Raw genomic sequence first — 24,864 nt, 5'->3', positions numbered from 1 at the left:
CGTCGTCCCGAGGGGGGACGACGGCGTCCGGGTACGGGTCAGTGCGCCAGCGGCAGCTCGGCCTGCTCCTCGGCCAGTCGCTCCGCGCCGCTGGTGGTCTTCAGCGGCTTCTCCTTGATGAACAGCACCACCAGCAGCGCCAGCGCGGCCAGCGGGGTGGCGATCAGGAACAGCTCGGCGGTGGCGTTGCCGTAGGCGTCCTGCACCACGCGGGCGACCTCCGGCGGCAGGCTGGAGACGTCGGGGACGGTGGTCTCGCCGCCGCCGCTCTCGCCACCGCCCAGCACGGCCAGGTCACCGGCGACCCGGCTGGCGAGCACCGCGCCGAGCACGCTGACCCCGATCGTGCCGCCCAGGCTGCGGAAGAACGACAGCACCGAGGTGGCCGAGCCGAGCTCCCGGGCGGGCACGTCGTTCTGCGCCGCCAGGACCAGGTTCTGCATCAGGAGGCCGACGCCGACGCCGAGCACGACCATGAACGCGCCGAGCAGCCAGATCGAGGTCTGCGCGTCGATGGTGGACAGCAGGCCGAAGCCGAGGGTCATCAGGACGCCGCCGGCGACCAGGAACCGCTTCCAGGTGCCGGTCTTGGTGATCAGCGCACCGGCCACGGTCGAGGAGACCAGCAGGCCGCCGACCATCGGCAGCGAGAGCAGCCCGGCCTCGGTGGGGGAGTAGCCCAGCGAGATCTGGAAGTACTGGGACAGGAAGACCGTGCCGCCGAACATCGCGATGCCGACCAGGGCGCTGGCCAGCGTGGTGAGGGCGACGGTGCGGTTGCGGAAGATGCCGAGCGGGATGACCGGCTCGGCCACCCGTGACTCGACGAACAGCGCCAGCGCGAGCAGCACGGCGGCGCCGCCGACCATCAGCGCCGTGGTGCCGGAGAGCCAGTCGAAGTCGTTGCCGGCCAGGGTCACCCAGATCAGCAGGGTGCTCACCCCGGCGGTGATCAGCAGGGCGCCCAGCCAGTCGATCTGCACGCCACGGCGCTTGACCTGGGTGAGCTTGAGCGTCTTCTGCAGCAGCACGATCGCCAGCAGCGCGAACGGCACCCCCATGAAGAAGCACCAGCGCCAACCCAGCCACGCGGTGTCCACGATGACGCCGCCGATCAGCGGCCCGGCGACGGTGGCGACGGCGAAGACGGCGCCGAAGATGCCGGCGTACCGGCCCAGCTCGCGCGGCGGGATCATCGCCGCCATCACGATCTGCACCAGCGCGGTCAGACCGCCGGCGCCGATGCCCTGGACCACCCGGGCGACGATCAGCATCGTGGTGTCCTGGGAGAACCCGGCCAGCAGCGACCCGGCGACGAAGAGGGTCAGCGAGAGCTGCACCAGCAGCTTCTGGCTGACCAGGTCGGCGAGCTTGCCCCACAGCGGCACCGAGGCCGTCATGGCGAGCAGCTCGGCGGTGACCACCCAGGTGTAGATCGACTGGCTGCCGCCCAGGTCGGCGATGATCACCGGCAGGGCGTTGGAGACGACGGTCGCCGCCAGGATGGACACGAAGATGCCCACCATCAGGCCGGACAGCGCCTGGAGCACCTCCCGTCGGCTCATCCGGGCCTCGGTGCTGGCCGCGCCGGCTGCGCCGGTCTCCACGGTCGTGGACATGGTGCTCCTGTCAGTGCTGTGCATCGATGGGGGACGGGGAGGTCAGTGACCGGGCTCGGGGAGGCCGGCGGCCAGCGCGTCGAGCGACTCGTCGAGCAGGGCGGTGAGCGGGACGGCGCCGCGCTGCGCGTGCCAGCGGGAGAAGGTCACCCGGACGGCGGCGGACAGCACGGCGGCGAGCAGGCCGGGGTACAGGTCCGTGCCGGCGTCCTGGCCGGTGCGCTCGGCGATCGCCACGGCGACCTCCCGCTCGTCGGCCGCGCCGATCTCCACCAGCCGGGGGAGCAGTGCAGGGATGCCGGCGACCACGGTGATCCAGTCGCGCAGCGCCGCGGGGTCGCTCTCCAGGACGGTGACGTCCTCGTGCAGGGCGGCGCGGGCGGCGGCGAGCACCCCCGTGCCGGCCGGCTGGGCGCGCAGCCGCGCGGACAGCCGGGGCTGGTCGGCGCCGGCCGGGAAGAGCAGCGCCTCCTCCTTGGCGGAGAAGTGGTTGAAGAACGTCCGGTAGGAGACGTTCGCCGCCGCGGCGATCGCCTCGACGGTGACGTTCTCCCACCCCTGGTCGATCGCCAGCCGGAGGGTCGCCGTGACCAGCGCGGCCCGGGTGTCGGCCTTCTTCCGCTCGCGCAGCCCTCGCTCTTTCATGTGCTCAGGATGGACCTCTCGCTGCACAGTGTGCAAGCTTGCTCACTGTGCAGTGAATCACCGCGGTGCGGCGCGGCGGACGCGGGTGGGCGGACGGCGGCGGCACGATCGGTGCCGTGACGGCGACCATCGAGGCACCGGCCCGTCGGCGGGCACCCCTGGCGCTGGCCCTGCTCGCCGGGGTGCTGACCGGCGTCGCGGCGAAGGCGGGTGACGAGTCGGGCTGGCGGTGGGCCGCCGACCTGGGCAGCTACCCCGCCGCCTGGGTGCTGGTGGTCGCGCTGATCGGCTGGTCGGCACCCTCGCCGGCGGCTGCCGCGCTCCGCTCCGGGGTGTTCTTCGCGGCGATGACGGTGGCCTACTACGCGTGGGCCGCGCTGGTCCTGGACTTCGGCTGGGCCGTCCGGCTGCTGGTCGCCTGGCTGGTGCTGTCGGCCACCGCGGTGCCGGCCACCGCCGTGGCGGCGCACGTGGCGACCCGGGGATCGGGGTGGCTGACGGGTGCCCTGCTGGCGATGGCCGCCGGCATCACGCTGGGCGGTGGTGCGCTGGCCGACGCCGGCGACCACCCGGTGCAGGCGGTGGTCGACGTCGTCGTCGCCCTGGTGCTCGTCGTCGTCCTGGCCCGTGACCTGCGCACCCGGTTGTGGGCCGCGGCGCTGACGCTCCCGCTCACCGGGGTGGCCGCGGTGCTCCTCGGCCTGCTGCGCGACCTGCTGGGCTGACCGGGTGCTCATCGTGGTGGGCGGGCTGCCCGGGGTCGGCAAGACGACGGTCGCCCGGGCGGTGGCCGGCGCGCTCGGCGCGGCCCACCTGCGGGTCGACGCCTTCGAGGTCGCCCTGCTCCGGCAGGGACTGGTGCCCACCGCGGCCGAGGTCGGCGCGCACGGCTACGACCTGGCGCTGGCCGCCGCCGACACCTGCCTGACCGCCGGCACCGACGTGCTGGTCGACGCGGTCTTCGACGTCGCCGCCGCCCGCCGGCCGTTCCGGGACCTGGCCACCCGGCACGACGTCCCGGTGCACTGGCTGCGGCTGATCTGCACCGACCGGGCCGAGCACCGCCGCCGGGTCGAGGGGCGTCCCGCCGACCTCCCCGGCCACGTCGTCCCGACCTGGGAGCAGGTGCGGGGGCGGCGGGTCGACCAGTGGCACGAACGGCACACCGTGGTCGACACCGCCACCGGCGACCCGGCCGACGCCGTGCTCGCCGCGCTGCGCCGCTGACGGTCAGCCGGTGGGCTCGGCCGCGGCCTCCCGGCGCTTCTTCTTCTTCTTGCGCTCGGCGGCCTCGTCGTCGGGGTCCTCGGGCACCAGCCGGTTCAGCTCGCCGCGGATGAAGTCTCGGGTGGCCAGCTCACCGACCGACACCCGCAGCGACGCAAGCTCCCGGGCCAGGTACTCGGTGTCGGCGCGGGTCTGCGCCGCGCGGTTGCGGTCCTCCTCGGCCTGGATCCGGTCGCGGTCGGCCTGCCGGTTCTGCGCGAGCAGGATCAGCGGTGCGGCGTAGGCGGCCTGGGTGGAGAAGGCCAGGTTCAGCAGGATGAACGGGTAGGGGTCCCAGCGCAGGTCGACCGCGACGACGTTCAGCACGATCCAGACGATCACGAGGATCGTCTGGACCGCGAGGAACCGGCCGGTGCCCAGGAACCGGGCGATCCCCTCGGCGAACCGGCCGACCGCGTCGGGGTCGAGCCGCAGGAAGCTGCCGACGCCCCGGGCGGTGCGGGGCTGGTCCAGCCGCAGGTCGGCGCGCCGCTCGGCCTCAGCCACGCCGGGACCTCTCGCGCCAGTCCTCGGGCAGCAGGTGGTCCAGGACGTCGTCGACGCTGACCGCGCCCACCAGCCGGCCCTGCGGGTCGACCACCGGCGCGGCCACCAGGTTGTAGGTGGCGAAGTAGCGGGTGACCTCGGTCAGCGGCGTCTCCGGGCGGAGCGGCTCCAGGTCGTCGAGCACCCCGCTGACCAGGCCGGACGGCGGTTCGCGCAGCAGTCGCTGGATGTGCGCCAGCCCCAGGTACCGCCCGGTCGGCGTGGCCGAGGGCGGCCGGCAGACGTACACCTGGCTGGCCAGCGCCGGGGACAGCTCGGGGGTGCGCACCCGGGCCAGCGCCTCGGCGATCGTCGCGTCGGGGGCGAGGATCACCGGCTCGCTGGTCATCATCCCGCCGGCGGTGTCCTCGGAGTACTTGAGCAGCTGGCGGACCGGCTCGGCCTCGTCCGGCTCCATCAGCTCCAGCAGCCGGTCGCGGTCCAGTGTGGAGAGCTCGGCCAGCAGGTCGGCGGCGTCGTCGGGGTCCATCTCCTCCAGGACGTCGGCGGCCCGCCGCTCCTCGAGGGTGCCCAGGATGGTGATCTGCTCGGCCTCGGGGAGCTCACCGAGCACGTCGGCCAGCCGGGGGTCGTCCATCGCCTCGGCGACCTCGTGCCGCCGCTTGATCGGCAGCTCCTGCAGCGCGTGCGCCGCGTCGGCGGCGTTGAGCTCGCGGTAGGTGGCGATCAGCGTCTCGGCGCTCTGCCCGGTCTCGGGCAGGGCGAGCCCGCTGGCCTCGTCCCACGAGAGCTGGTGCAGCTGGCCGCGGCGGCCCAGCCGGCCCGGCTCCTGGACGGCGAGGCGGGCGACCACCCAGTCACCCGTGCGGGTTTGCTCAATCGCGGCGTCGACCACGACGGCCGGCCGGTCGGACTCCTGGATGGTCACCCGCCGGTCCAGCAGCTCGCCGAGCACCAGGGTCTCCCCGGCCCGCTGCTCGAAGCGCTTGAGGTTCACCGTGCCCGAGGCGAGCCGGACCGAGGCGGAGTCCAGGCCGGTGACCCGGCCCATCGGGCAGAAGATCCGGCGCCGCGGCACCACCTCGACGATGAGGCCGAGCACGCGGGGCGCGGCGCTGCCGACCCGCAGCGCGATGAGCACGTCGCGGACCTTGCCCACCCGGTCGCCGTTGGGGTCGAAGACGGTCAGCCCGGCCACCCGGGACACGTACGCCCTCGTCACCGTCGTCACTGGCCCTCCTCGATGCTGCGTCGGTCCCGGGACCAGTGGCCGGCGGTGACCTCGGGAACTCGGCCACCGGAGCGGAAGGCTACCGTCGCCGTCGTGGCGGCTCCGGGACCCGATCGACTCAGCTACGAGGTCGTGGACGTGTTCGCGCCCCGGCCCTACGCAGGCAACCCGCTGGCAGTGGTGTTCGACGCCGACGAGCTGAGCACCGAGCAGTGCCAGGCGCTGGCCTTCGAGTTCCACCTCTCGGAGACCTCGTTCCTCTGCGCACCCACCGCCGCGGACGCCGACTACCGGGTGCGGATCTTCACGCCGTTCGCCGAGCTGCCCTTCGCCGGGCACCCCAGCGTCGGGGCCGCGCACACGCTGGTGCGCGCCGGGCGGCTGCCGGCCGGGCGGGTGCGCCAGGAGTGCGGCGTCGGCGTCCTGGACCTGACGGTGGACGACGCCGGGGCGACCCTCGGCGGCGGCCGGCCGACCCTGGACCCGGGGCCGGACCCCGCCGTCCTGGCCGCTGCGCTGGGGCTGTCCGCCGGCGACCTGGCCGACTCCCCGGTGCACGTGGCCGGGTGCGGCCTGCCCTTCGCGTACCTGGCGGTGCAGCCGGGCGCGGTCGACCTGGCGCGCCCGGACCAGGGCGCGCTGGACCGGCTCGGCGTGGGGGAGGGCGTCTCGGTGCTCAGCTGGGACGCCGGCACCGCCACCGCGTACGCCCGGGTGTTCGCCGGTGACCTGCGCTGGGGCGAGGACCCGGCCACCGGTTCGGCGGCGCTGGGCACGGGGGTCTGGCTGGCCGCGGCCGGCCTGGTGCCGGCGGACGGGACGGCGGGGTACACGGTCCGCCAGGGTGAGCAGCTCGGCCGCCCCTCGGTGCTGTCCTGCACGGTCACCACCGCCGGCGGTGTGGCCACCGCGGCCACCGTGGCGGGCACCGTGCTGCCGATCGCCAGCGGCACCATCCGGGTCCCGGCGCGGTGACCGATCCCGCCGCCCCGCCCCGGTCACCGGCGCGCGGGGTGGGCGCCGCCGCCCCGTCGGTGTCGCCCTGGGCGGTGCACCGGCCGGGTGGCCGGGACGTCGCGCTGATGGCGGTGGCCGTCATCGGGGTGTCCTTCTCCGGGCCGCTCACCGCGCTCGTGACCACCTCGTTCCTGGCCATCGCCTTCTGGCGCAACGCCGCCGGCGCGGTGCTGCTGCTGCCGGTCCTGCTGCTGCGCGAACGTGCCACGCTGACCGGGCTGCGGGCCCGGCAGCTGGTGAGTTCCGTCGTCGCCGGGCTGTTCCTGGCCGCCCACTTCGCCGCCTGGCTGCCCAGCCTGTCGATGACGACGGTCGCCGCCTCCACCGCGCTGGTGACGACGACGCCGATCTGGACGGCGCTGGCCGCCCGGGTCTCCGGCGTCCGCCTGCCCCGGCAGGTGTGGTGGGGGCTGGCCCTGGCGGTGTTCGGCGCCGCGCTGATCGCCGGCGTCGACGTCACCGTGTCCTGGACGGCGCTGGCCGGTGACGGGCTCGCGCTGCTGGGCGCGATCTGCGCCGCCGGCTACATGCTCGCCGGAGCCCGGGCGCGGGAGCGGCTGACCACCTCGGCGTACGCCGTCGTCTGCTACTCGACCTGCGCCGCCGTCCTCGCCCTCGCCGCCCTGGTCGTCGGGGTGCCGCTGGCCGGGTTCAGCGCGCGGGACTGGTGGCTGATCGCGGCGATCACCGTCTGCGCGCAGCTGCTCGGGCACACGCTGCTGAACCTGGTGCTCTCCTCGGTGGGTCCGACGGTGGTCGGGCTGGCGGTGCTGCTGGAGGTGCCGGGTGCGCTGCTGGTCGCGCTGGTGCTGCTGCAGCAGGCCCCGCCGCTGCTGGCGCTGCCGGGGATGGTCGCCGTCGTGATCGGGGTGGCGCTGGTGATCCGGGCGGGGCGCCCGACGCCGGAGGCCGATCCGGTCTGACCCGGGGCGTCGCTACTCTCCGGTAACCAACGTCGACCAGCAGCGGAGGCACCGTGGCCCAGCTCCGATCCCGTCGTTCCAACCTCGCCGTCCCGGGCAGCAACCCCCGGTTCCTGGAGAAGGCCAAGAGCCTCCCCGCCGACCAGGTCTTCCTGGACCTCGAGGACGCCTGCGCCCCGCTGGCCAAGCCGGGCGCGCGGAAGAACATCGTCGCGGCGCTGAACGAGGGTGGCTGGGGCGAGAAGATCCGCACCGTCCGGGTCAACGACTGGACGACGGAGTGGACCTACCGCGACGTGGTCGAGGTCGTGGAGGGCGCCGGCGCCGAGCTCGACTGCATCATGCTGCCCAAGGTCGCCGACGCCGCCCAGGTGACGGCGCTGGACCTGCTGCTCACGCAGATCGAGAAGAGCAACGGGCTCGAGGTCGGCCGGATCGGCATCGAGGCGCAGATCGAGACGGCGCAGGGCCTGATCAACGTCAACGACATCGCCTTCGCCAGCGACCGGATCGAGACGATCATCTTCGGCCCGGCCGACTTCATGGCCAGCATCAACATGAAGTCGCTCGTCGTGGGCGCCCTGCACCCTGACTACCCGGGCGACCCCTTCCACCACATCCTGATGACGATCCTGATGGCCGCTCGTGCACGCGGCGTGCAGGCCATCGACGGCCCCTTCCTGCAGGTGCGCGACGTGCCGGCGTTCGAGGAGGTGGCCAAGCGCTCGGCGGTGCTCGGCTTCGACGGCAAGTGGGTGCTGCACCCGGGGCAGATCGACGCGGCGAACGAGATCTACGCGCCGTCCCAGGAGGACTTCGACCACGCCGAGCTCATCCTCGACGCCTACGAGTGGGCGACGTCGGAGGCCGGCGGCAAGAAGGGTTCGGCGATGCTCGGCGACGAGATGATCGACGAGGCCAGCCGGAAGATGGCGCTGGTGATCGCCGGCAAGGGCCGCGCGGCCGGGATGTCCCGCACCTCGACCTTCACCCCGCCGGAGGGCTGACCGGCGGGTCGCCGCTCAGGGGGCGAACGCGCCGTCGCTGATCGAGGCGAGCACCCAGATGTAGGCCACCAGCCCGACGACCATGAAGGTCGTGACGATGCCGCCGACGATCACGGCGACCACCGCCAGGCCGCCGCCTCTCTCGCCGGTCCGCCGGACCTGCCGGCCGGCCACCAGGCCGAGCACCAGGCCGACCGGGGCGAACACGAAGGCCGTGAACAGGGCCACGATCGCGAGCTGGTTGGTCGGCCGCTGCCAGCCGGGGCCGTAGGCAGACCGGCCGTACCCGGGAGGCCCGTACCCGGGAGGCCCGTACCCCGGGGGGCCGTACGTGGGCGGGCCGGGCGGTCCGTACGCGGGCGGTCCGTACCCCGGCGGGGCGCCGGACGGCGGCGGGTCCCCGCGGTAGAAGTCGTCCTGGCTCACGGCGTCAGTGTGCCGGTCAGGCGCCGATCGCCTCGGCAGGCAACGCGGCGATGCGGGTGGCGATCGACCGGCCGGCGGCGGCGGTGACCTCCGGGTCCTCGCCGACCAGCACCGAGAGCACCTGCCCCCGCGCCTGGACGAGGGTTACCTGGGTCGTGCCGTCGGCGAGGCGGTACTGGAAGACGACGCTGTTGGCGGCCAGGCCCTCCGCGCTCGGGCCCGGCTCGAAGGTGTACTCCTCTGCTGGGCAGCCGCCGAACGCCTGGACCAGCTCCTGCACCGCGGTCGTCGCCGCGGCCGGGGTCGCGTAGGCGATCGCCTCCGACGACAGCTGTGCGGTGCCGGCGGGGTCCAGGCCCACCACCGGCTGCTTCGCCGTCCGCTGCGACTCGGAGGTGAACGGGTAGCCGCAGATGCCGTCGAGGCTGGGGTTCCCCGCCAGGTCGGCGTCCGTGGGGACCGGGTTGGCCTGCACCGACCAGCCCTCCGGCAGGTCGGCGGCCCGCAGGGCGGTGGCCACGATCGCCTCGGCCGGGTCCTGCGCGGCGGCCGGGTCGGCCGCTGCCGCCGCTGCGGAGGCTGCGTCGGCTGGGGCGGGTTCGGCAGTGCCCTGGGTGGGTTCGGTGGTGCCCGGGGCGGCCGCACCGTCGTCGGCGTCCTCGGCCGCCCCGCACCCGGCCAGCGTCAGGAGGGCCACGGCGGCGGGGACGAGGAGGCGGCGACGGTGCTTCACCGCCGCGACGGTAACCGCCACAGCTGTGCGGCCGGGACGCCGGAGGACCGGGCCGGGCGTTCCGGTCCTCCCGCATCCACGGCGGCTACGGCTGCTCCGAGGAGTACGCCAGCAAGCGCTGACCCGTCCTCCCGGTTCCACCAAAATGGCCATCTTGGTGGGGCTGGGGGCCGGGGTGGGTGGAACAGCGGGGCGGGTGGGCGTCTTGCACCGGGCATGAGAGCTGCAGGAGTGACGGAGTTCGGTGGTCCGGAGGCCCTGCGCCTGGTCGACGTCCCCCGGGAGCCGCTGGGCCCGGGTCAGGTGCGCGTGCGGGTCACGGCGGCGGCGGTCAACCCGACCGACACCTACGCCCGCAACGGCACCTACGCCCAGCGTGACCCGGTCAAGGAGCCCCCCTACGTGCCGGGGATGGACGTCGCCGGCACGCTGTCCGAGATCGGCGACGGCGCGGACACCGACATCCACGCCGGCGAGCACGTGATGGGCATCGTCGTCCCGTCCGGTGCGCACGGAGGCTACCGCGAGGACGTCGTGCTGCCCGCCGGCTCGATCGCCCGCGTCCCCGAGGGCGTCGGCGACGCCGCGGCGGCCACGCTGCCGATGAACGGGCTCACCGCCCGGCTCGCGCTGGACCGGATGGCGCTGCAGCCGGGCCAGGTGCTCGCGGTGACCGGCGCGGCCGGGGCGTTCGGCGGCTACGTCGTCCAGCTGGCCAAGACCGAGGGGCTGACCGTGGTGGCCGACGCCAAGGCCGAGGACGAGCAGCTGGTGCGCGACCTGGGTGCCGACGTCGTCGTCCGGCGGGGGGACGACGTCGCCGACCGGATCCGCGAGCAGTTCCCCGACGGCGTCGACGGGCTGGCCGACGGCTCGGTGCAGGACGCCGCCGTGCTGCCCGCGGTCAAGGACGGCGGGGCCGTCGCGACCGTCCGCGGCTACCGCGGCGACGGGCAGCGGGACCTGCGGGTGTTCCCGGTGATGGTGCGCGACTACGCCGAGGAGCACGCCAAGCTGGACCGGCTGCGCGAGCAGGTGGAGAAGGGCGAGATCACCCTCCGGGTGGCGCAGACCTTCCCGGCGGCGAAGGCTGCGGAGGCGCACCGGCGGCTCGAGGCCGGCGGCGTGCGGGGACGTCTGGTCCTCACCTTCTGATCGCGATAGGAAGGCCCGCATGAGACGCAGGCGCTCGTGGGGCTCGCTCTGGTCGAAGCACTCGGTGCTGTCGATCGGCTCGACCGGGTCGGTGCTGTCCATCGGCAGCGTCGGCTCGGTGCTGTCGATCGGCAGCATCGGCTCGTCCTGCTCGCTGTTCAGCATCGGGTCGAGCACGTCGATCGGGTCGGCGGCGTCCTGGCTGTCGATCGGGTCGTTGCTGTCGGCGGAGTCCCGGTGGTCGGTGCTGTCCTGGCGGTCGGTGAGGTCCAGGCGGTCGGCAGGGGAGTGCGCCGGGGAGTGCGACTGCTGCGGGTCGGCCGGCTGATCAGCCCAGGTGCTTGGCCGCCTCCCGCCGGGAGAGCGGGCTGAGCTCGTGCTCGGCGAGGAACCGGCGCACCCAGTCGGGGTCGGTCTTGGTGTGCTCGCGCAGCGCCCAGCCGATCGCCTTGCGCACGAAGAACTCCGGGTCGGCGGCGTTGACCTCGATCACCTCGGCGAGCAGCGCGGTGTCGGTGCGCTGCCTGGCGCCGAGCTGGGCGATCAGGGCGCTGCGCCGCAGCCACCGGTCCGGGTCCCGCGCCCAGCCCTGCAGCACCGGTCGCAGCTGCGCGGGGTGGGCGAGCAGCAGGTCGCGGACCCGGGGCTGGACCCCGTCGACCAGGTCCCACCACGCGCCGGTGGTGATCATCTCCTCGTACAGCGGCAGCAGCTCCAGCGCGCCGCGGGCGACGGGCAGGCCGGTCAGCGCGATGGCGGCGTGGCGCTCCTCCCGCACGGTCGCCTCCCGCCACAGCGCACCGGCGGCCCGTTCGACGTCCGGTGGGTGCACGGCCGCGGCGGCCCGGACGATCCGGCGGACGTCGGGCAGCCGCACCCCGAGGCAGGGCTCCGCCGTCTTCAGGTAGGCCTGCATGCCGCGGCCCCGCTCGGGGTCGGCCGCCGCCCGCAGCGCGGCGCGTACCTCCGGGACCAGGTCAGCGGCCATGCCGGCGATCCTGCCGCAGTCGGATCGCCTCCCGGGAGTCCTCGTGCGAGGCTGCCGGGGAGGTCGCCCGCCGGTGCGCGGCCCTGGTCGGGAGGTCCCGTGAACGGCGCGCAGGCAGTCATCCGCACCCTGGTCGACGGCGGGGTGGACGTCTGCTTCGCCAACCCCGGCACCTCGGAGATGCACTTCGTGGCGGCCCTGGACGACGTCCCGGAGATGCGCGCCGTGCTCACCCTGTTCGAGGGGGTCGCCACCGGTGCCGCCGACGGGTACGCGCGGATGACCGGTTCGCCGGCGGCCACGCTGCTGCACCTGGGACCGGGGCTGGGCAACGGGATCGCGAACCTGCACAACGCCCGCCGGGCACGGACGCCGCTGGTCAACGTCATCGGCGACCACGCGCTGACCCACAAGCGGCTGGACGCGCCGCTGGAGTCCGACATCGACGCGCTGGCCGGCACGGTGTCCGGGTGGGTGCGCCGGTCGCTGGCCACCAGCGAGGTGGGTGCGGACACCGCCGACGCGATCGCCGCGGCCGCCCGCGGTCAAGTGGCCAGCCTGGTGCTGCCGGCCGACGTCTCCTGGAGCGAGGGCGCCGCGGTGGCTGCCGTCCCGGCCCGGCGCCCGGCCCCGCAGGTGCCGGCCTCCGTGGTGGCGGAGGTGGCCGGCGTGCTCGGCGGTTCGACGGTGCTCTTCCTCGGCGGCGACGCGGTGCTCGAGCCCGGGCTGCGGGCCGCTGCCCAGGTCGCCGCGGGCACCGGTACCCGGCTGCTGTCCCAGCGGTCCCCCGCGCGGATGCAGCGCGGGGCCGGGCTGCCCGACGTGCTCAAGCTGCCCTATCCGCCGGAGGGCGCCCGCAAGCAGCTGGACGGCGTCCAGCACCTGGTGCTGGTCGGCGCCGCGGAGCCGGTGGCGTTCTTCGGCTACCCCGGCATGGACGGCCGGCTGCTGCCCGAGGGCTGCACGGTGCACGTGCTCGCTGAGCCGGGGGAGGACGCCGTCGCGGCGCTGCAGGCCCTGGCCGAGGCCACTGCACCGGACGCCGTCCCGGAGCTGGCCGAGGCCCGCCGTCCGGACCTGCCCACCGGCGAGCTGGACACCAAGGCCCTGGCCGAGGTGGTCGGCGCGTTGCTGCCCGAACGGGCGATCGTCGTCGACGAGGCGCTGACCAGCGGCTACTTCCTCCCCATGGCGACCGTCGGGGCGCCGGCGCACGACTGGCTGACCCTCACCGGCGGGGCGATCGGGCAGGGGATGCCGGTGGCCACCGGCGCCGCGGTGGCCTGCCCGGACCGGCCGGTGGTCTCGCTGCAGGCCGACGGCAGCGCGATGTACACGATCCAGGCGCTGTGGACCCAGGCCCGCGAGGGGCTCGACGTCACCACGGTCATCTGCGACAACAGCGCCTACGCGATCCTCGCCAGCGAGCTGGAGAACGTCGGGGCGGCCGGCGGGGGAGAGCGCGCCGGGAAGCTGCTGGACCTGGGCGGTCCGGCGCTGGACTTCGTCGCGCTGGCCACCGGGATGGGCGTGCCGGCGACCCGGGCCACCACCGCCGAGGAGCTGGCCGAGCAGTTCCGCGCCGCGCTGGCCGAGCCCGGGCCGCACCTGATCGACGCCGTCCTCCCGCGCGGCTGATCAGGTGTCCGCGACCCGGGCCTCCTCCTCGGCCGGGGAGCGACGGCCGAAGTAGAAGATGCCGATCCCCAGCGACACGGCGAGCAGCACGGCCATGAAGACCAGCAGCGGCACCGCGCCGAACTGGGCGATCAGCGGCAGCGACGCCGCGGTGACCAGGCCGCCGCCGAAGAAGGGCTCGAAGGCCAGCTGTTTGTAGCCGAACGCCTCCATGGCCGGGGTCGCCGCGTTGGGGTCGGCCACCCGGATCAGGATCAGCCCGGTGGCCGTGACGCCGAGGGACTGCCCGAGGTCGCCGATGCCGCGCTCGAACCAGAACCGCGGGATCATCCGGCGGGCCAGGAAGACGAAGACCCCGACGTTCCAGGCGAGCCCGGCGATGGCGAGCAGCAGGAACGTCACCCAGTTGTTCGCGATCGCCTGGATGGACAGCGTGGCCAGCGCGCTGATGATCAGCAGGTCGAGGGCGATGCCCTGGATCCGCAACATCATCTGCCGGTCGACGATGCCGGTGTAGTCGAAGCGGTCGACCAGCTTCTGCACCGCGACGCCGCCGATCATCGCCAGCGGGAACAGCGGCACGTACTCGAAGAGCTCGACGGTGTCGGCCCACAGCAGCCGCTCCAGCGCCTGCAGCGCCTCCAGCAGGGCGAGCCCGAGCAGGATCGCCACGGCGACGACGGCGAAGTGGATCGCCAGCGGCTCGACCGAGGCGGTGCGCACCGTCAGCATCGCGGCCGGCTTCTGCTCCTCCTTCTCGTAGAGCCCGCGCTGCTCGGCCAGTGAGGTCTTCGCATCGCTCTCCAGCACCTCGGCGCGGCCGGTGTGCACCCCCCAGTTGATCAGCGCGATGCCGACGACGACACCGGCGACGACGCCCACCGTGGCCAGGCCGAGCGCCAGGTCCTGCCCCTCGGGGAAGCCGAGCTCGGCGAAGGTGTCGCCCAGCCCGGCCGCGGTGCCGTGCCCGCCCTCGAAGCCGACCTCGATCAGTGCGCCGACCATCGGGTCCTGGTCGAGGAAGGGCACCAGCAGGAGGACGGCGAGCAGCAGCCCGATCACGTACTGGCCGGACGCCATGGTGACGCCGAGCGCCAGCTGCGGGCCGGCCAGCTCGGCGGCCTCCTTCACCTTGGGGATGCGCTCGCCGAGGAACAGCGTCGCGAAGACCACCGAGATGAGCAGGCCGGGGAGCGACGCCCAGACGTCGAGGAACTCCTCCGGCCACAGCCCGCCGGTCAGCGGCGCGTCCGGCCCGCCGATCGCCTCGGCGATCGAGCCGACCACCTCCGGGCCGATCAGCAGGGCCAGGAAGCCGCCGATGATCGAACTGGGGAGGAAGAGCTTCTGGGCGATCCGCGACCGGATCCGGACGAGCTTGGCGACCAGGAGCAGGACGCCCAGCACGAGCAGGCTGAGTCCGATGACGTCGGCGGACACGGTGCCTCCCTCGGGGAGATCCGAGTCGGGGACCGGTCGCGCAGGGTGGTCCCTGACGGGTGCGTACACCCTGGCGGCTCACGGGCTCGCCGACAACCCCCGGTCGGCCGTGCGGTCGGCGATCAGTCCGCCGACAGCACCTCGGTGCTGCCCGTGGCCCGGTCCCACACGATGGACCCGCCCTGGAAGTCGCTGCGGCGCCCGCCCTCGACGTCGTACTCCCCGCTCACCGGGTAGCCCAGCGGGCCCTGTTCCCAGTCCAGCTTGGCCCAGCGGTTGCGGATGGCGCCGTAGACCTCGTGGGCTCCGGTGCTGGGGGTCCAGTAGATGGAGGCGCCGCTCGGCCGGCTGAAGTGGTTGTAGCGGCCGACGCCGTCGGGGGTGGCCCGTTCGCCGGTGATCGGGTAGCCCATCGGGCCCTGTTCCCAGTCCAGCTCGGCCCAGCGGTTGCGGATGGCGCCGTAGACCTCGTGGGCTCCGGTGCCGGGGGTCCAGTAGATCGAGGCCCCGCCCTGACCGGCGTAGTGCTGGTACCGGCCGACCTCGTCCGGGGTCGACAGCTCCCAGGTCACCGGGGGCCCGAGCAGCCCGCCGGCCTGGCCCAACGCCCGGTACACCTGCTCGATGGCCGACCAGTTCACCGACACGCCCTGAGTGCGCGCGGCCTGCTCCCGTTCGGCGATAAGCGGCCAGACGTTGGCCAGGCAACCCTGCAGCGAGATGGACTGCTGCTGCATCACCGGGGCCGTCTGGCCCCCGGTCGGGCAGTCCCGGTGCCCGAGGCCGAGCCAGTGCCCGACCTCGTGCAGGATCACGTACTGCTGGTACAGCGGGAGCCCGAAGCTCCAGGAGCTCGTGGCCAGGCGCCACCGCTCGTCGTTGATGTAGACGGTGCGCTCGACCCGGCAGCTCCACGTGCTGCTGCACCCGGGTGCGGCGTTCCCGACCACGGCGGGCGAGGCGAGGACGAGGTCGAAGTCGGCGCCGGAAGGGACCTGCTGGAAGGCGAGCGTGCCGCCGAGGCTCCAGCCGCGGTTGTCGGTCAGCGTGTCAGCCGCCACGGCGGAGAAGTGCCCGAGGTCGCCGGCGACCGAGCCGCGCGTGGACACGGTGTAGGTGATCGTCCGTTCTGCAGCCTGGGCGGTGCTGGCCCCCGGGACCAGCACCGTCGCGATCGCGATCAGTGCGGCCAGGACGGTCGTCGCGTACCGGTTCATCTGCCACCTCATCCCTGCGCAGGGACCACGGTGGCGCTCCTGCGCGTGTCCTCCCGCGCGGAGTCGGTCCGGACCGAGGGTGTGCAGCGCCGGCCCCGCCGACCTTCCCTTCGCACCGTAGCGAGCCGACCGGGTGGTCCGCGAGCCCTGCGGTGTGCCGAGAGGAGCGCGTTGCCACAGAGCGCGCCGCTGACCTGCGGGAACGCCAGAAGGTCGTCGGTACAGCGACGGTAACCACCGTGGCTAACAGGAGTCGGGGATCGCTCGTGGCGATCGCGAGCACGGCCGTCCCCCCTGTGCGGCCGGGTTTCCCGTTGATCACCACGGGGCATCTGCGCTCCACCGTTCGAGGAGGACCCTGTGGACACCTGGCTGATCATCGTCATCGTCATCGCCGTGCTGATCGTGCTGGCGCTCGTCGCGTTGGCGATCACCAAGCGCGGCGGGGTGAGCAAGGAGCGCAAGCGCGAGCAGGCCCTCGAGCACCTGCGGGAGGCGGAGCTGCTCGCCGCTCGCGCGGACAAGGAGCAAGCGCTCGCCGACGAGCAGGCCGCCCGGGCCCGGCGCGAGCGCGCGGAGGTCGAGGAGCGCACCGCGCTGGCCGAGCGGGAGGCGCACGAGCACACCGTCCACGCGCAGCAGGAACGGTCGATGGCCGCGGAGCTGAAGGCCAAGGCGGAGAAGCTCGCCCCGGGGCTGGCGCAGTCCGAGGGCGGGCACGCCCGCCTGGAGGACGGTGACCGGCGCGAGGTGGTCGAGGGCCACGAGGCCGGCCGCCAGGACGACGCGGTACGGCCGGAGGGGCCGCACGGCGCCACTCGCGCCTGATCGGCTCCGGTGCCGGGCCGCTTCCCGACTCGGGGAGGCGGCCCGGCGTTCGTTACGGGCACTGCACTCAACCGACGAGTCGGCAGGTCAGGGCGCCGACTCGCGACCTCAGGCCCGCGGGAGCAGGCCGGTGCGCCAGGCGAGGGCGGCGAGCTGCGCCCGGTCGCGGGCGCCGAGCGCGCTGAGCACCCGGCCGACGTGGGTGCGCGCGGTCGCCGGGCTCATCGCCAGCGTGCGGGTGGATGTGGGGGTCACGCCGGCGACGACGTAGAGAGCCGCGTCCAGAGACGCTGGCATCGAGTGGATGTCGACGCAGGCGTCGCTTGATCGGGTGAACCGTCCGGGTGAGCAGTCACTCCTTGTCCACAGGGCTTCCCGCGAGACCGGATCGTCCCCTTACAGTCACGGCACTCAACCGACCAAGTGGCTGCTCAACGGGGGTGTCGTGCCGGTGGCGAGCTCTGCCGTCGATCTCGTCGACGGCGAGGTCCGGGAGCTGATCCGGCGCCGGGGGCTGGACCCGTTCGGTGATCCCGGGCCGGTGCGGATGCTGGTGCGGGACGTCGTCGCCGACTACTCCGAGCGCTCGCTGTCCTCCACGCTGCCGCCGGTCGGTGACCCGGAGGGCGTCGTCCGCGACGTGTTGGACCGGGTGGCTGGCTACGGGCCGCTGCAGCGGTGGCTGGACGACCCCGAGGTCGAGGAGATCTGGGTCAACGAGCCGGGCCGGGTGTTCGTCGCCCGCCGCGGGCGCAGTGAGCTGACCACGACGATCCTGGGTGCCGGGCAGCTGGCGGACCTGGTCGAGCGGATGCTGCGCAGCTCGGGTCGGCGGATCGACATGTCCACGCCGTTCGTCGACGCGATGCTGCCCGACGGCTCTCGGCTCCACGTCGTCATCCCGGACGTGACCCGCCGGCACATGGCGGTCAACATCCGGAAGTTCGTGCTCCAGGCGCACTCGCTCGACGAGCTGGTCGCGCTGGGCACGCTGACCTCGCAGGTCGCTCGGTTCCTGGAGGCGTCGGTCGCCGCCGGGCTCAACATCCTGGTCTCCGGCGGCACCCAGGCCGGCAAGACCACGATGCTGAACTGCCTGTGCGCGGCCGTGCCGGCCCGCGAGCGGGTGGTCACCTGCGAAGAGGTCTTCGAACTGCGGGTGCCGCTGCCCGACGTCGTGGCGATGCAGACCCGGCAGGCCAACCTCGAGGGCGCCGGAGAGATCCCGCTGCGCCGACTGGTCAAGGAAGCGCTGCGGATGCGGCCCTCCCGGCTGGTCGTCGGCGAGGTGCGCCAGGAGGAGTGCCTGGACCTGCTGATCGCGTTGAACAGCGGCCTGCCCGGGATGTGCACCCTGCACGCCAACAGTGCTCGGGAGGCCGTGGTCAAGATGTGCACCCTGCCGCTGCTGGCCGGGGAGAACATCGGGCACGCCTTCGTCGTCCCGACCGTGGCCTCCAGCGTCGACCTCGTGGTGCATGTGGGCACCGAGCCCAGCGGTGCGCGGCGGCTGCGCGAGGTCGTGGCGCTGCCCGGCCGGACCGAGGGCAGCGTCGTCGAGACCGCCGACGTCTTCACCACCCGCGACGGACGGCTGGTCCGCGCCGACGGCTACCCGCCGCACGCCGACCGGTACGCCGCCCACGGCTTCGACCTGGCCGCGTTGCTGGGTGACCCGGACGAGCGGCGGACCGCGTGAGCGTGCCCGGCGGCCTGCTCGGGCTGGCCCTCGGCGTCGGTCTGCTGCTGATCTCGCGCAGCGGCGCCCGGGCGCCGGTCCGGCGGGCGGGCACGTCCCGGCCGGGACGGCGTCAGCAGCTGCTGGCCGCCGCCGGGCTCACCGGGATCAACTCCGCCCAGCTGCTCGCCCTGCAGGTCGCCCTGGGGATCGCCTGTCTCCTGCTGGTGCTGCTGACCACGCAGACGGTGACGATCAGCCTGGCGTTCGGCGTCTTCGGCTCGGCGGTGCCGTACCTGCTGGTGCGCCGGCTGGCCGCCAAGCGCCGGGCCGACCTGCGCGAGGTGTGGCCGGAGGTCGTGGACAACCTGGCGTCGGCGGTGCGCGCCGGGCTCTCGTTGCCCGAGGCCTTGTCCGCGCTCGCCGTCCGTGGCCCGGAGGTGCTGCGGGGCTCCTTCGCCCGGTTCGCCGCCGACCACCGCTCCAGCGGCCGGTTCAGTGACGCCCTCGACCGACTGAAGGACGACCTGGCCGATCCGGTGGGCGATCGGATCGTGGAGACGCTGCGGGTGGCCCGCGAGGTGGGCGGCAGTGACCTGGGTCGGGTGCTGCGCACCCTGGCCGCGTTCCTCCGCGAGGACGCCCGGGCCCGTGCCGAGTTGGAGACCCGGCAGGGCTGGGTGATCCAGGCCGCCCGGCTGGCCGTGGCCGCGCCGTGGGTGGTGCTGCTCCTGCTCGCCACCCAGCAGCAGACGTTGACCGCCTACGACAGCCCGGTCGGGACGGCGCTGCTGCTCATCGGCGGCGGGGTGTGCCTGCTGGCCTACCGGCTGATGCTGAAGATCGGGCGGTTGCCCGAGGACGTGCGGGTGCTCCAGTGAGCGCCGGGCTGACCGGCATGCTGCTGGGGCTGGTCGCGGCCACCGGCGTGCTGCTGGCGGTGAGCTTCGCGCCGCCGTTCCGGCAGGTGCGGCTGGTCGACCGGCTGGCGCCCTACGTGCACGACAGCCCGGCGCCGTCCCGACTTCTGGGCACCGCCACCCAGCCGGGGGTGCTCAGCGCCGCCCGGCGGGTGTTCGGCCCGGTGCTGGCCGACGGCGGGCGCCACGTCGATCGGCTGCTCGGTGGCCGGGTGGCGGTGCGGCGGCGCCTCGACGCGCTGAACGCCGACGCGACCGTGGAGGACTTCCGGATCGAGCAGGTGGTGTGGGGCGGGCTCGGGCTGCTGGGCGCCGCCGTCCTGGCCGTGCTGGGGTCGGCGCTGGCCGGGACGGTGAACCTGCTGTCGGTCGTGCTGCTGTGCGTGGCCGGGCTGGTCGGCGGCGTGCTGGGCCGGGACTGGTGGCTGACCCAGCAGGTACAGCGGCGCGAGGAGCTGCTGCTGGCCGAGTTCCCGGTGGTCGCCGAGCTGCTGGCGCTGGCCGTGACCGCCGGGGAGAGCCCGACCGCGGCGATCGCCCGGGTCACCCGGCTCTCCGGCGGCGAGCTGGCCCGGGAGCTGGGCGCGACCCTGGCCCGGGCCCGCGCCGGGGTGCCGCTGGTCGATGCGCTGCAGCAGCTGGCCGACCGCACCTCACTGGACCCGCTGGCCCGGTTCGTCGACGGACTGATCGTGGCCATCGAGCGCGGCACCCCGCTGGCCGAGGTGCTGCGGGCCCAGGCCGCCGACGTCCGAGAGGCCGGCAAGCGCCGGCTGCTCGAAGCAGGCGGGCGCAAGGAGATCGCGATGATGGTCCCGGTCGTGTTCCTGGTGCTGCCCGTCACCGTCCTGTTCGCCCTGTACCCGGGGTTGATCAGCATCGTCTCGCTGGCGCAGTGACGCCGGTGACCGACAGAGAGGACCACGGATGCGTGCCTACGCGTTCCTTCTGACCGCGCTGGCTGCGCTGGCGGCCCGGCTGCGGGAGGACGATCCCGAGCGGGGCGACGTCCCGGGCTGGGTGATGATCACGGTGATGACCGCCGCGCTGGTGCTGGCGATCCTCGTGCCGTTCCGCGCGGCGATCGTGGAGGCGGTGTCGAACGCGCTGGAGTCCGTGACGAGTGCGCCGTAAGCGGCTGACGGACGACGGCGAGCGGGGGAGCGCGGTCGTCGACTTCGTGCTGGTCGGCGTGCTGGTCGTGGCGCTGTTGCTGGCGGTGTTGCAGGTGGCGGTCTACGTGCACCTGCGCAACGTGGTGGTGGCCAGTGCGCAGCAGGGTGCCCGGTACGCGGCCAACGTCGACGTGCCCACCGAGGCGGGTGCGGCCCGGACGCTGGAGATCGTCGGCCAGGCGACCTCGCCGGGGACGGCGGCCGGGTTGGCGTGCGAGTCGGTGCAGGAGGTCGACGACAGCGGGCTGACGCTGGTCGTCGTCCGGTGCGTCGGCGCCGTGCCGAGTCTGTTCGCCCCGCTGGGTGACTTGCTGCCGCTGACGGCGACCGGGCGCTCGGTGGCGGAGTTGCCGTGACCTGGTTCCGTGCGCGGCTGGGTGTCGGTGGCTCTGAGCGGGGGTCGGCGATCGTGGAGTTCGTGTTCATCGCGCTGGTGGTGGGTTTGCCGCTGGTCTACATCGTGGCCGGGTTCTCGGCGGTGCAGCGCGGGGTGTTCGCGGCGAACGCGGCAGCCCGGGAGGCAGGGCGGGCGATCGCGACCGCGCCGGACGTGTCGACCGGGCAGGCGCGGGCGGAGGCGGCGGTTGGGATCGCGGTGGCCGACCAGTCGGTGGAGGCGACCGACGTCGTCCTGGCCTACGCGCCGGCCGGCGCCGGGTGCGAGGCGGCGGGCAGCTATGCGCCGTCGCTGGTGCCGGGGGAGGAGTTCTCGGTGTGCGTGACGGTGACCGTGCGGATCCCGCTGCTGCCGGAGTTCATCGACGCCAACACCGCCACCGGCCAGTTCCTCGTCGAACGCGACCGCTACGTCGACGGCTGACCGGACCTGGTCGGGCCGTGCCTGGTGCGGCCCATCCCGCGTGTACCGCAGCCCTTGAGGTGCGGGCCACGAGGGAGGATGCTCCGCGGCGTCGCCGACTCGGGGTGTCGCGAATCGGACGGCACACCGAGCGTGGAGGCGCCGCGTGATCACGACAGCCGACCGGTTGGATGCCAACCTCGATCGAGTCGCCACGACGCTCATCGGTGCGGTCGCCGCTGTCGGAGGCCTGCTCGCGGCCCTGGGTGTCAACAGCGAGCGGATCAACCTGCTGTTTGACGACGACTCGGCGCAGGAGCTGCTGCTGGCCGCCGGGGCCCTGGCCATCCTCGCCGTTCTCGCGAGCCTGACGGCGCTGATGGTGCAGGTGGCCGCACTCGAGGTCGCAGCCCTCGGAGCGGGCGCCGCCTGCTACGTCGGGGGGCTGCTGTGCGCCCTCTTCGCGGCGGCTGGCGCCGCCGACTACGCCGCGCACCCCGCCGTCACCTCGCTCTCCCTCGTGCCGGGGGAGACGAGGACGGTCCTGTCTTTCACGGTGGGAGCCGGGAGCCTCGACGAGGCGCAGTCGGTGGTGGTGCTCGTCATGGGGGCACGGACGGACGGCCAGCTCTACGAGAGCGTCATGAGGCCGGATGAGACCGGGCGCGTCGAGCAGGTGCTGGACGTGCTCTTGCCTCCGGGCACGCCCGAGGTGACGGTCATGGCCTGGCGAGGTGACCAGAGTGTTCAGCCGCCGTCGTGTGGCAGTGGTCGGGCGAACGTCGTCTGTGCCAGCGTCGTCGTCCCGTGACGGCATCTGATGGCTCGGGTCAGCCCGCGGGCGGGCCGTCGACAGCGGTGGTGGACGGCGGGGCGCTGCCGCCTTGCGGTGCCTCGCCGGTCATCAGCCGCACGATCTGCTCGCGGTCGGCCGCCGAGGGCAGTCCCCAGGTCGGCTCGTACTCGTAGACCTCGGAGAGCGGGCGCGAGGCAGTGCGGCCGGTGAGGATCTCGACCGCCGAGGTGTCGATGAGGCTGGGATGCTCCACGCCGCAGGCCTCGGCGACCCTGATCAGGTCGCGCCGGAGCGTCTGGATGTAGGTACTCGCCCGGACCGACTTCAGCGCCGGGTCGAGGCCGTGGGCGAGCCAGGTGTTCTGGGTGGCGACGCCGGTGGGGCAGGTGTCGGTGTGGCACTTCTGGGCCTGGATGCAGCCGATCGCCAGCATCGCCTCGCGGGCGACGTTGACCAGGTCGCAGCCGAGGGCGAAGGCGATGGTCGCGTTGTCGGGCAGGCCGAGCTTGCCGCCGCCGATGAAGGTGACCTGCTCGTGCAGCCCGGCCCGGGCGAAGGTCGAGTAGACCCGGGCGAAGCCCAGCTGGAAGGGCAGCGAGACCGAGTCGGTGAAGATCAACGGCGCGGCGCCGGTGCCGCCCTCGCCGCCGTCGATGGTCACGAAGTCCACGCCCCGGCCGGCGTTGGACATCAGCTCGGTGAGCTCGTGCCAGAAGCCCATGTCGCCGACGGCGGACTTGATGCCGACCGGCAGCCCGGTCTCGGTGGCGAGCAGCTCGACCCAGTCGAGCAGGCTGTCGGTGTCGGAGAACTCGGCGTGCCGGGACGGGCTGATGCAGTCGACGCCCTCCGGGACTCCGCGGGTGGCGGCGATCTCGGCGGAGACCTTGGCCGCGGGCAGCACGCCGCCGAGGCCGGGCTTGGCGCCCTGGCTGAGCTTGATCTCCAGGGCGCGGACGGGGGCGGAGGCGACCAGGTCCTTGAGCCGGGCGAGGTCGAAGCGGCCGTGCTCGTCGCGGCAGCCGAAGTACGCCGTCCCGAGCTGGAACACCAGCTCACCGCCGTGCCGGTGGTGCGGGGACACCCCGCCCTCGCCGCTGTTGTGCAGGCAACCGGCCAGCGCGGCACCGCGGTTCAGCGCCTCCACCGCCTGACCCGACAGCGAGCCGAAGCTCATCGCGGAGATGTTCACGACCGACTGCGGCCGGAACGCGTGCGCCCGCCCGCGGGCGGCGCCGAGCACCTTGGCGCTGGGCAGCGGCGTCTCCTGCCCGGCCTGCGCGGTGGTGGCCGGGACGGCGTGGCCGAAGGTGCGGTGGTTGATCACCGGGTAGCCGGCGGTGAACTCGAGGTCGTTGTCGGTGCCGAAGCCGAAGTAGTTGTTCTGCTTCTTCGCCGAGGCGTACACCCAGCGCCGCTGGTCGCGGGTGAACGGCCGCTCCTCGTTGTTGCCGGCCACCAGGTACTGCCGCATCTCCGGTCCGATGGACTCCAGCAGGTAGCGGGCCCGGCCGAGCACCGGGAAGTTGCGCAGCAGGGTGTGCTCGCGTTGCAGGAGGTCGCGGGCGGCGACCCCGGCGAGGGCGGAGAGTCCGGCGGCCGCGGCGCGGGTGGCCCAGGTCATGGACCACTATGACGCGCCGGCGGCTGGTTCGGGGCCGGTTCAGGCCCGACCCTGCTGCGGTGGGACCAGCCGCACACGCGCGAGGGGGCGGTCCCGGCTGACCGGGACCGCCCCCTGCGGGATGGTGCTGCCTCAGTAGGTCACGGAGGTGAGGTAGTCCAAGCCCACCTGTGCGGCCTCGAAGGGGTCGAACGTCGGGTCGCCGAAGCGCGGGTCGTGCTCGACGACGTAGTAGCGGACGCGGTGGGCGGCATCGAAGATCGCCGGGAAGTCGAGGGACCCGCGGCCCACGATCTCGATCCGGTTGTCCAGCTCCGGGTTGAGGTCCTTGACGTGGAGCAGCTGGATCCGCTTGCCGTACTCCTCGACGACGTCGACCGGGTCGAGGCCGGCGTAGGCGACCCAGTACAGGTCGAGCTGGGAGACCACGTTCTTCTTCTGGGTGTGCTGCATCAGGATGTCGAAGGCGGTGCGGTCGCCGAAGACGGTCGTGAACTCGAAGTCGTGGTTGTGGATGAACAGCGTCTGGCCGGCCTTGCGCGCCTGCTCACCGACGGCGTCGAGGTACTCGGCGTAGGCGATCCAGTCGGCCTCGGTGGTGAGCTCGCCGATCCACGGCGCGCCCGCGGTGCTGCCCGAGCCGAAGTACTTGATGCCGAGGACGCGGTTGTCCTCGATGATCTGCTCGATGTCCGCGGGGTTCGCGGGGGAGCCCACGTCGACGTGCCGGGCTGACGCCTTCAGGCCGTACTCGTCCAAGAGGGCGGCGTACTCCTCGGCGGTCCAGCCGCTGAGCGTGTACGGCTCGACGTTCCGGTAGCCCATCTCGGCCAGCCGGCGCAGGACCTCCTCGTGGCGCGCCTGCTCGTCGGTGCCACTGCTGAGGTAGTCGGCGAACGTGTAGAGCTGGATCGAGATCTTGCTGAGCGGCACGCCACGCTCGGCGCACTCCGCGGCCGCTGCTCCCTTCGACGGTGGGGCGGCGCTCGCCGTACCGGCGACGCCGACGAACAGCAACGCGGACAGGACGGCGACGAGCACGGCCCGCAGGCCGATCGGCAACTTCACGGTTTCCCCCTTGGCTGGTCACGTGGGCACACGACACCGCCGCTGGGAGGCCGCCCGCTGGCTGGGGCGGAGCACACACGACTGTGGCGTGCGCCACAACCTAGGGCCACTTACGTCAGATGCAAAGCAGAAGTCCGACGAATCCGGGGCGGAACGACACGGTC

At 73.6% G+C, this 24,864-nt stretch carries 28 protein-coding genes; 16 read left to right on the top strand and 12 right to left on the bottom strand.

The features are described from left to right. Positions 1–38: 38 nt before the first annotated feature. Complete coding sequence (locus tag O2W53_RS20295) at positions 39–1,619, bottom strand: MDR family MFS transporter (RefSeq protein WP_269164875.1); 1,581 nt, start codon at positions 1,617–1,619, stop codon at positions 39–41. Positions 1,620–1,661: 42 nt separating this feature from the next. Next, complete coding sequence (locus tag O2W53_RS20290; protein ID WP_269164874.1) at positions 1,662–2,264, bottom strand: TetR/AcrR family transcriptional regulator; 603 nt, start codon at positions 2,262–2,264, stop codon at positions 1,662–1,664. Between the two features lie 116 nt (positions 2,265–2,380). On the opposite strand from O2W53_RS20290, the gene O2W53_RS20285 reads away from it, so the two are divergent. After that, the gene (locus O2W53_RS20285; RefSeq protein ID WP_269164873.1) at positions 2,381–2,989 is read left to right on the top strand and encodes a DUF6518 family protein; all 609 of its coding nucleotides are present in this window, start codon (positions 2,381–2,383) and stop codon (positions 2,987–2,989) included. Between the two features lie 4 nt (positions 2,990–2,993). Beyond that, positions 2,994–3,491: an AAA family ATPase gene (locus O2W53_RS20280; RefSeq protein WP_269164872.1), complete on the top strand. Its 498-nt coding sequence runs from the start codon at positions 2,994–2,996 to the stop codon at positions 3,489–3,491. A gap of 3 nt (positions 3,492–3,494) precedes the next feature. On the opposite strand, the gene O2W53_RS20275 is transcribed toward O2W53_RS20280, so the two are convergent. Together O2W53_RS20275 and O2W53_RS20270 are read right to left on the bottom strand one after the other, a co-directional pair. Beyond that, entirely contained in the window at positions 3,495–4,037 is a 543-nt protein-coding gene (locus tag O2W53_RS20275; RefSeq protein ID WP_269164871.1) for a DUF1003 domain-containing protein, read from the bottom strand. Beyond that, entirely contained in the window at positions 4,030–5,268 is a 1,239-nt protein-coding gene (locus O2W53_RS20270) for a magnesium transporter MgtE N-terminal domain-containing protein (RefSeq protein WP_269164870.1), read from the bottom strand. The genes O2W53_RS20275 and O2W53_RS20270 overlap by 8 nt, the downstream gene beginning before the upstream one ends. Before the next feature lie 93 nt (positions 5,269–5,361). Between O2W53_RS20270 and O2W53_RS20265 the strand changes: the two genes are divergently transcribed. The 3 genes from O2W53_RS20265 to O2W53_RS20255 are packed head-to-tail and all read left to right on the top strand — an operon-like array spanning position 5,362 to position 8,215. Further along, positions 5,362–6,243 (top strand): PhzF family phenazine biosynthesis protein, encoded by an 882-nt coding sequence (locus tag O2W53_RS20265; RefSeq protein WP_269164869.1) that lies wholly within the window; start codon positions 5,362–5,364, stop codon positions 6,241–6,243. Then, positions 6,240–7,208 carry a DMT family transporter gene (locus tag O2W53_RS20260; RefSeq protein ID WP_269164868.1) on the top strand — a complete coding sequence of 323 codons (969 nt, stop codon included), beginning with the start codon at positions 6,240–6,242 and terminating at the stop codon, positions 7,206–7,208. The genes O2W53_RS20265 and O2W53_RS20260 overlap by 4 nt, the downstream gene beginning before the upstream one ends. Positions 7,209–7,261: 53 nt before the next feature. Continuing rightward, positions 7,262–8,215, top strand: a complete 954-nt coding sequence (locus O2W53_RS20255; protein WP_269164867.1) for an HpcH/HpaI aldolase/citrate lyase family protein — start codon at positions 7,262–7,264, stop codon at positions 8,213–8,215. A gap of 15 nt (positions 8,216–8,230) precedes the next feature. Here the strand turns inward: O2W53_RS20255 and O2W53_RS20250 are convergent, their stop codons facing one another. Next, positions 8,231–8,641: a DUF4190 domain-containing protein gene (locus tag O2W53_RS20250; protein WP_269164866.1), complete on the bottom strand. Its 411-nt coding sequence runs from the start codon at positions 8,639–8,641 to the stop codon at positions 8,231–8,233. Positions 8,642–8,657: 16 nt separating this feature from the next. Continuing rightward, entirely contained in the window at positions 8,658–9,374 is a 717-nt protein-coding gene (locus O2W53_RS20245) for a hypothetical protein (RefSeq protein WP_269164865.1), read from the bottom strand. 216 nt (positions 9,375–9,590) lie between these two features. Here O2W53_RS20245 and O2W53_RS20240 point away from each other — a divergent pair, with 216 nt between their 5' ends. Beyond that, entirely contained in the window at positions 9,591–10,529 is a 939-nt protein-coding gene (locus O2W53_RS20240) for a quinone oxidoreductase family protein (protein WP_269164864.1), read from the top strand. A 19-nt stretch (positions 10,530–10,548) separates the two neighbouring features. After that, a complete protein-coding gene (locus O2W53_RS20235) occupies positions 10,549–10,857 on the top strand; it encodes a hypothetical protein (protein WP_269164863.1) in 309 nt (102 codons plus the stop codon). Here O2W53_RS20235 and O2W53_RS20230 read toward each other — a convergent pair whose 3' ends face one another. Continuing rightward, positions 10,858–11,517: a DNA alkylation repair protein gene (locus tag O2W53_RS20230; RefSeq protein ID WP_269164862.1), complete on the bottom strand. Its 660-nt coding sequence runs from the start codon at positions 11,515–11,517 to the stop codon at positions 10,858–10,860. A 99-nt stretch (positions 11,518–11,616) separates the two neighbouring features. Here O2W53_RS20230 and O2W53_RS20225 point away from each other — a divergent pair, with 99 nt between their 5' ends. Next, positions 11,617–13,155, top strand: coding sequence for an acetolactate synthase large subunit (locus O2W53_RS20225; RefSeq protein ID WP_269164861.1), 1,539 nt, complete (start codon positions 11,617–11,619; stop codon positions 13,153–13,155). Here O2W53_RS20225 and O2W53_RS20220 read toward each other — a convergent pair whose 3' ends face one another. Both O2W53_RS20220 and O2W53_RS20215 read right to left on the bottom strand, forming a co-directional pair. Beyond that, a complete protein-coding gene (locus O2W53_RS20220; protein ID WP_269164860.1) occupies positions 13,156–14,595 on the bottom strand; it encodes a sodium/glutamate symporter in 1,440 nt (479 codons plus the stop codon). 122 nt (positions 14,596–14,717) lie between these two features. After that, positions 14,718–15,812 carry a DUF3152 domain-containing protein gene (locus O2W53_RS20215; RefSeq protein ID WP_269164859.1) on the bottom strand — a complete coding sequence of 365 codons (1,095 nt, stop codon included), beginning with the start codon at positions 15,810–15,812 and terminating at the stop codon, positions 14,718–14,720. 360 nt (positions 15,813–16,172) lie between these two features. Here O2W53_RS20215 and O2W53_RS20210 point away from each other — a divergent pair, with 360 nt between their 5' ends. Continuing rightward, positions 16,173–16,640 carry a hypothetical protein gene (locus tag O2W53_RS20210; protein WP_269164858.1) on the top strand — a complete coding sequence of 156 codons (468 nt, stop codon included), beginning with the start codon at positions 16,173–16,175 and terminating at the stop codon, positions 16,638–16,640. A 108-nt stretch (positions 16,641–16,748) separates the two neighbouring features. On the opposite strand, the gene O2W53_RS20205 is transcribed toward O2W53_RS20210, so the two are convergent. Next, the gene (locus O2W53_RS20205) at positions 16,749–16,895 is read right to left on the bottom strand and encodes a hypothetical protein (RefSeq protein ID WP_269164857.1); all 147 of its coding nucleotides are present in this window, start codon (positions 16,893–16,895) and stop codon (positions 16,749–16,751) included. A 196-nt stretch (positions 16,896–17,091) separates the two neighbouring features. Here O2W53_RS20205 and O2W53_RS20200 point away from each other — a divergent pair, with 196 nt between their 5' ends. From O2W53_RS20200 to O2W53_RS20170, 7 genes are all read left to right on the top strand, one after another. Further along, a complete protein-coding gene (locus O2W53_RS20200; protein WP_269164856.1) occupies positions 17,092–18,339 on the top strand; it encodes a CpaF family protein in 1,248 nt (415 codons plus the stop codon). Further along, on the top strand, positions 18,336–19,199 hold the full coding sequence (locus O2W53_RS20195) for a type II secretion system F family protein (RefSeq protein WP_269164855.1): 864 nt from the start codon (positions 18,336–18,338) through the stop codon (positions 19,197–19,199). The genes O2W53_RS20200 and O2W53_RS20195 overlap by 4 nt, the downstream gene beginning before the upstream one ends. Further along, positions 19,196–20,137, top strand: coding sequence for a type II secretion system F family protein (locus tag O2W53_RS20190; RefSeq protein WP_269164854.1), 942 nt, complete (start codon positions 19,196–19,198; stop codon positions 20,135–20,137). Before O2W53_RS20195 ends, O2W53_RS20190 begins: the two co-directional genes overlap by 4 nt. A 28-nt stretch (positions 20,138–20,165) precedes the next feature. After that, positions 20,166–20,372, top strand: a complete 207-nt coding sequence (locus tag O2W53_RS20185) for a hypothetical protein (protein ID WP_269160612.1) — start codon at positions 20,166–20,168, stop codon at positions 20,370–20,372. Then, positions 20,362–20,769, top strand: a complete 408-nt coding sequence (locus O2W53_RS20180; RefSeq protein ID WP_269164853.1) for a TadE/TadG family type IV pilus assembly protein — start codon at positions 20,362–20,364, stop codon at positions 20,767–20,769. Before O2W53_RS20185 ends, O2W53_RS20180 begins: the two co-directional genes overlap by 11 nt. Then, complete coding sequence (locus tag O2W53_RS20175) at positions 20,766–21,233, top strand: hypothetical protein (RefSeq protein WP_269164852.1); 468 nt, start codon at positions 20,766–20,768, stop codon at positions 21,231–21,233. The genes O2W53_RS20180 and O2W53_RS20175 overlap by 4 nt, the downstream gene beginning before the upstream one ends. 145 nt (positions 21,234–21,378) lie before the next feature. After that, positions 21,379–22,023 carry a hypothetical protein gene (locus tag O2W53_RS20170; protein WP_269164851.1) on the top strand — a complete coding sequence of 215 codons (645 nt, stop codon included), beginning with the start codon at positions 21,379–21,381 and terminating at the stop codon, positions 22,021–22,023. A gap of 19 nt (positions 22,024–22,042) precedes the next feature. Here the strand turns inward: O2W53_RS20170 and O2W53_RS20165 are convergent, their stop codons facing one another. Beyond that, entirely contained in the window at positions 22,043–23,632 is a 1,590-nt protein-coding gene (locus O2W53_RS20165) for an FMN-binding glutamate synthase family protein (protein ID WP_269164850.1), read from the bottom strand. 132 nt (positions 23,633–23,764) lie between these two features. Beyond that, positions 23,765–24,700, bottom strand: a complete 936-nt coding sequence (locus O2W53_RS20160; protein WP_269164849.1) for a sugar phosphate isomerase/epimerase family protein — start codon at positions 24,698–24,700, stop codon at positions 23,765–23,767. Between the last annotated feature and the right edge of the window lie 164 nt (positions 24,701–24,864).

It is taken from the genome of Modestobacter sp. VKM Ac-2978, from assembly GCF_026968025.1.
GTDB lineage: Bacteria > Actinomycetota > Actinomycetes > Mycobacteriales > Geodermatophilaceae > Modestobacter.
Note: the sequence above shows the minus strand (reverse complement) of the source record. Positions and strands in the feature narration are given on the sequence as shown.

Coding starts and splice junctions, on each gene's coding strand:
- O2W53_RS20295 (WP_269164875.1), bottom strand. CDS start 1,619: ATGTCCACGACCGTGGAGACCGGCGCAGCCGGCGCGGCCAGCACCGAG.
- O2W53_RS20290 (WP_269164874.1), bottom strand. CDS start 2,264: ATGAAAGAGCGAGGGCTGCGCGAGCGGAAGAAGGCCGACACCCGGGCC.
- O2W53_RS20240 (WP_269164864.1), top strand. CDS start 9,591: ATGAGAGCTGCAGGAGTGACGGAGTTCGGTGGTCCGGAGGCCCTGCGC.
- O2W53_RS20235 (WP_269164863.1), top strand. CDS start 10,549: ATGAGACGCAGGCGCTCGTGGGGCTCGCTCTGGTCGAAGCACTCGGTG.
- O2W53_RS20230 (WP_269164862.1), bottom strand. CDS start 11,517: ATGGCCGCTGACCTGGTCCCGGAGGTACGCGCCGCGCTGCGGGCGGCG.
- O2W53_RS20215 (WP_269164859.1), bottom strand. CDS start 15,812: ATGAACCGGTACGCGACGACCGTCCTGGCCGCACTGATCGCGATCGCG.
- O2W53_RS20185 (WP_269160612.1), top strand. CDS start 20,166: ATGCGTGCCTACGCGTTCCTTCTGACCGCGCTGGCTGCGCTGGCGGCC.
- O2W53_RS20165 (WP_269164850.1), bottom strand. CDS start 23,632: ATGACCTGGGCCACCCGCGCCGCGGCCGCCGGACTCTCCGCCCTCGCC.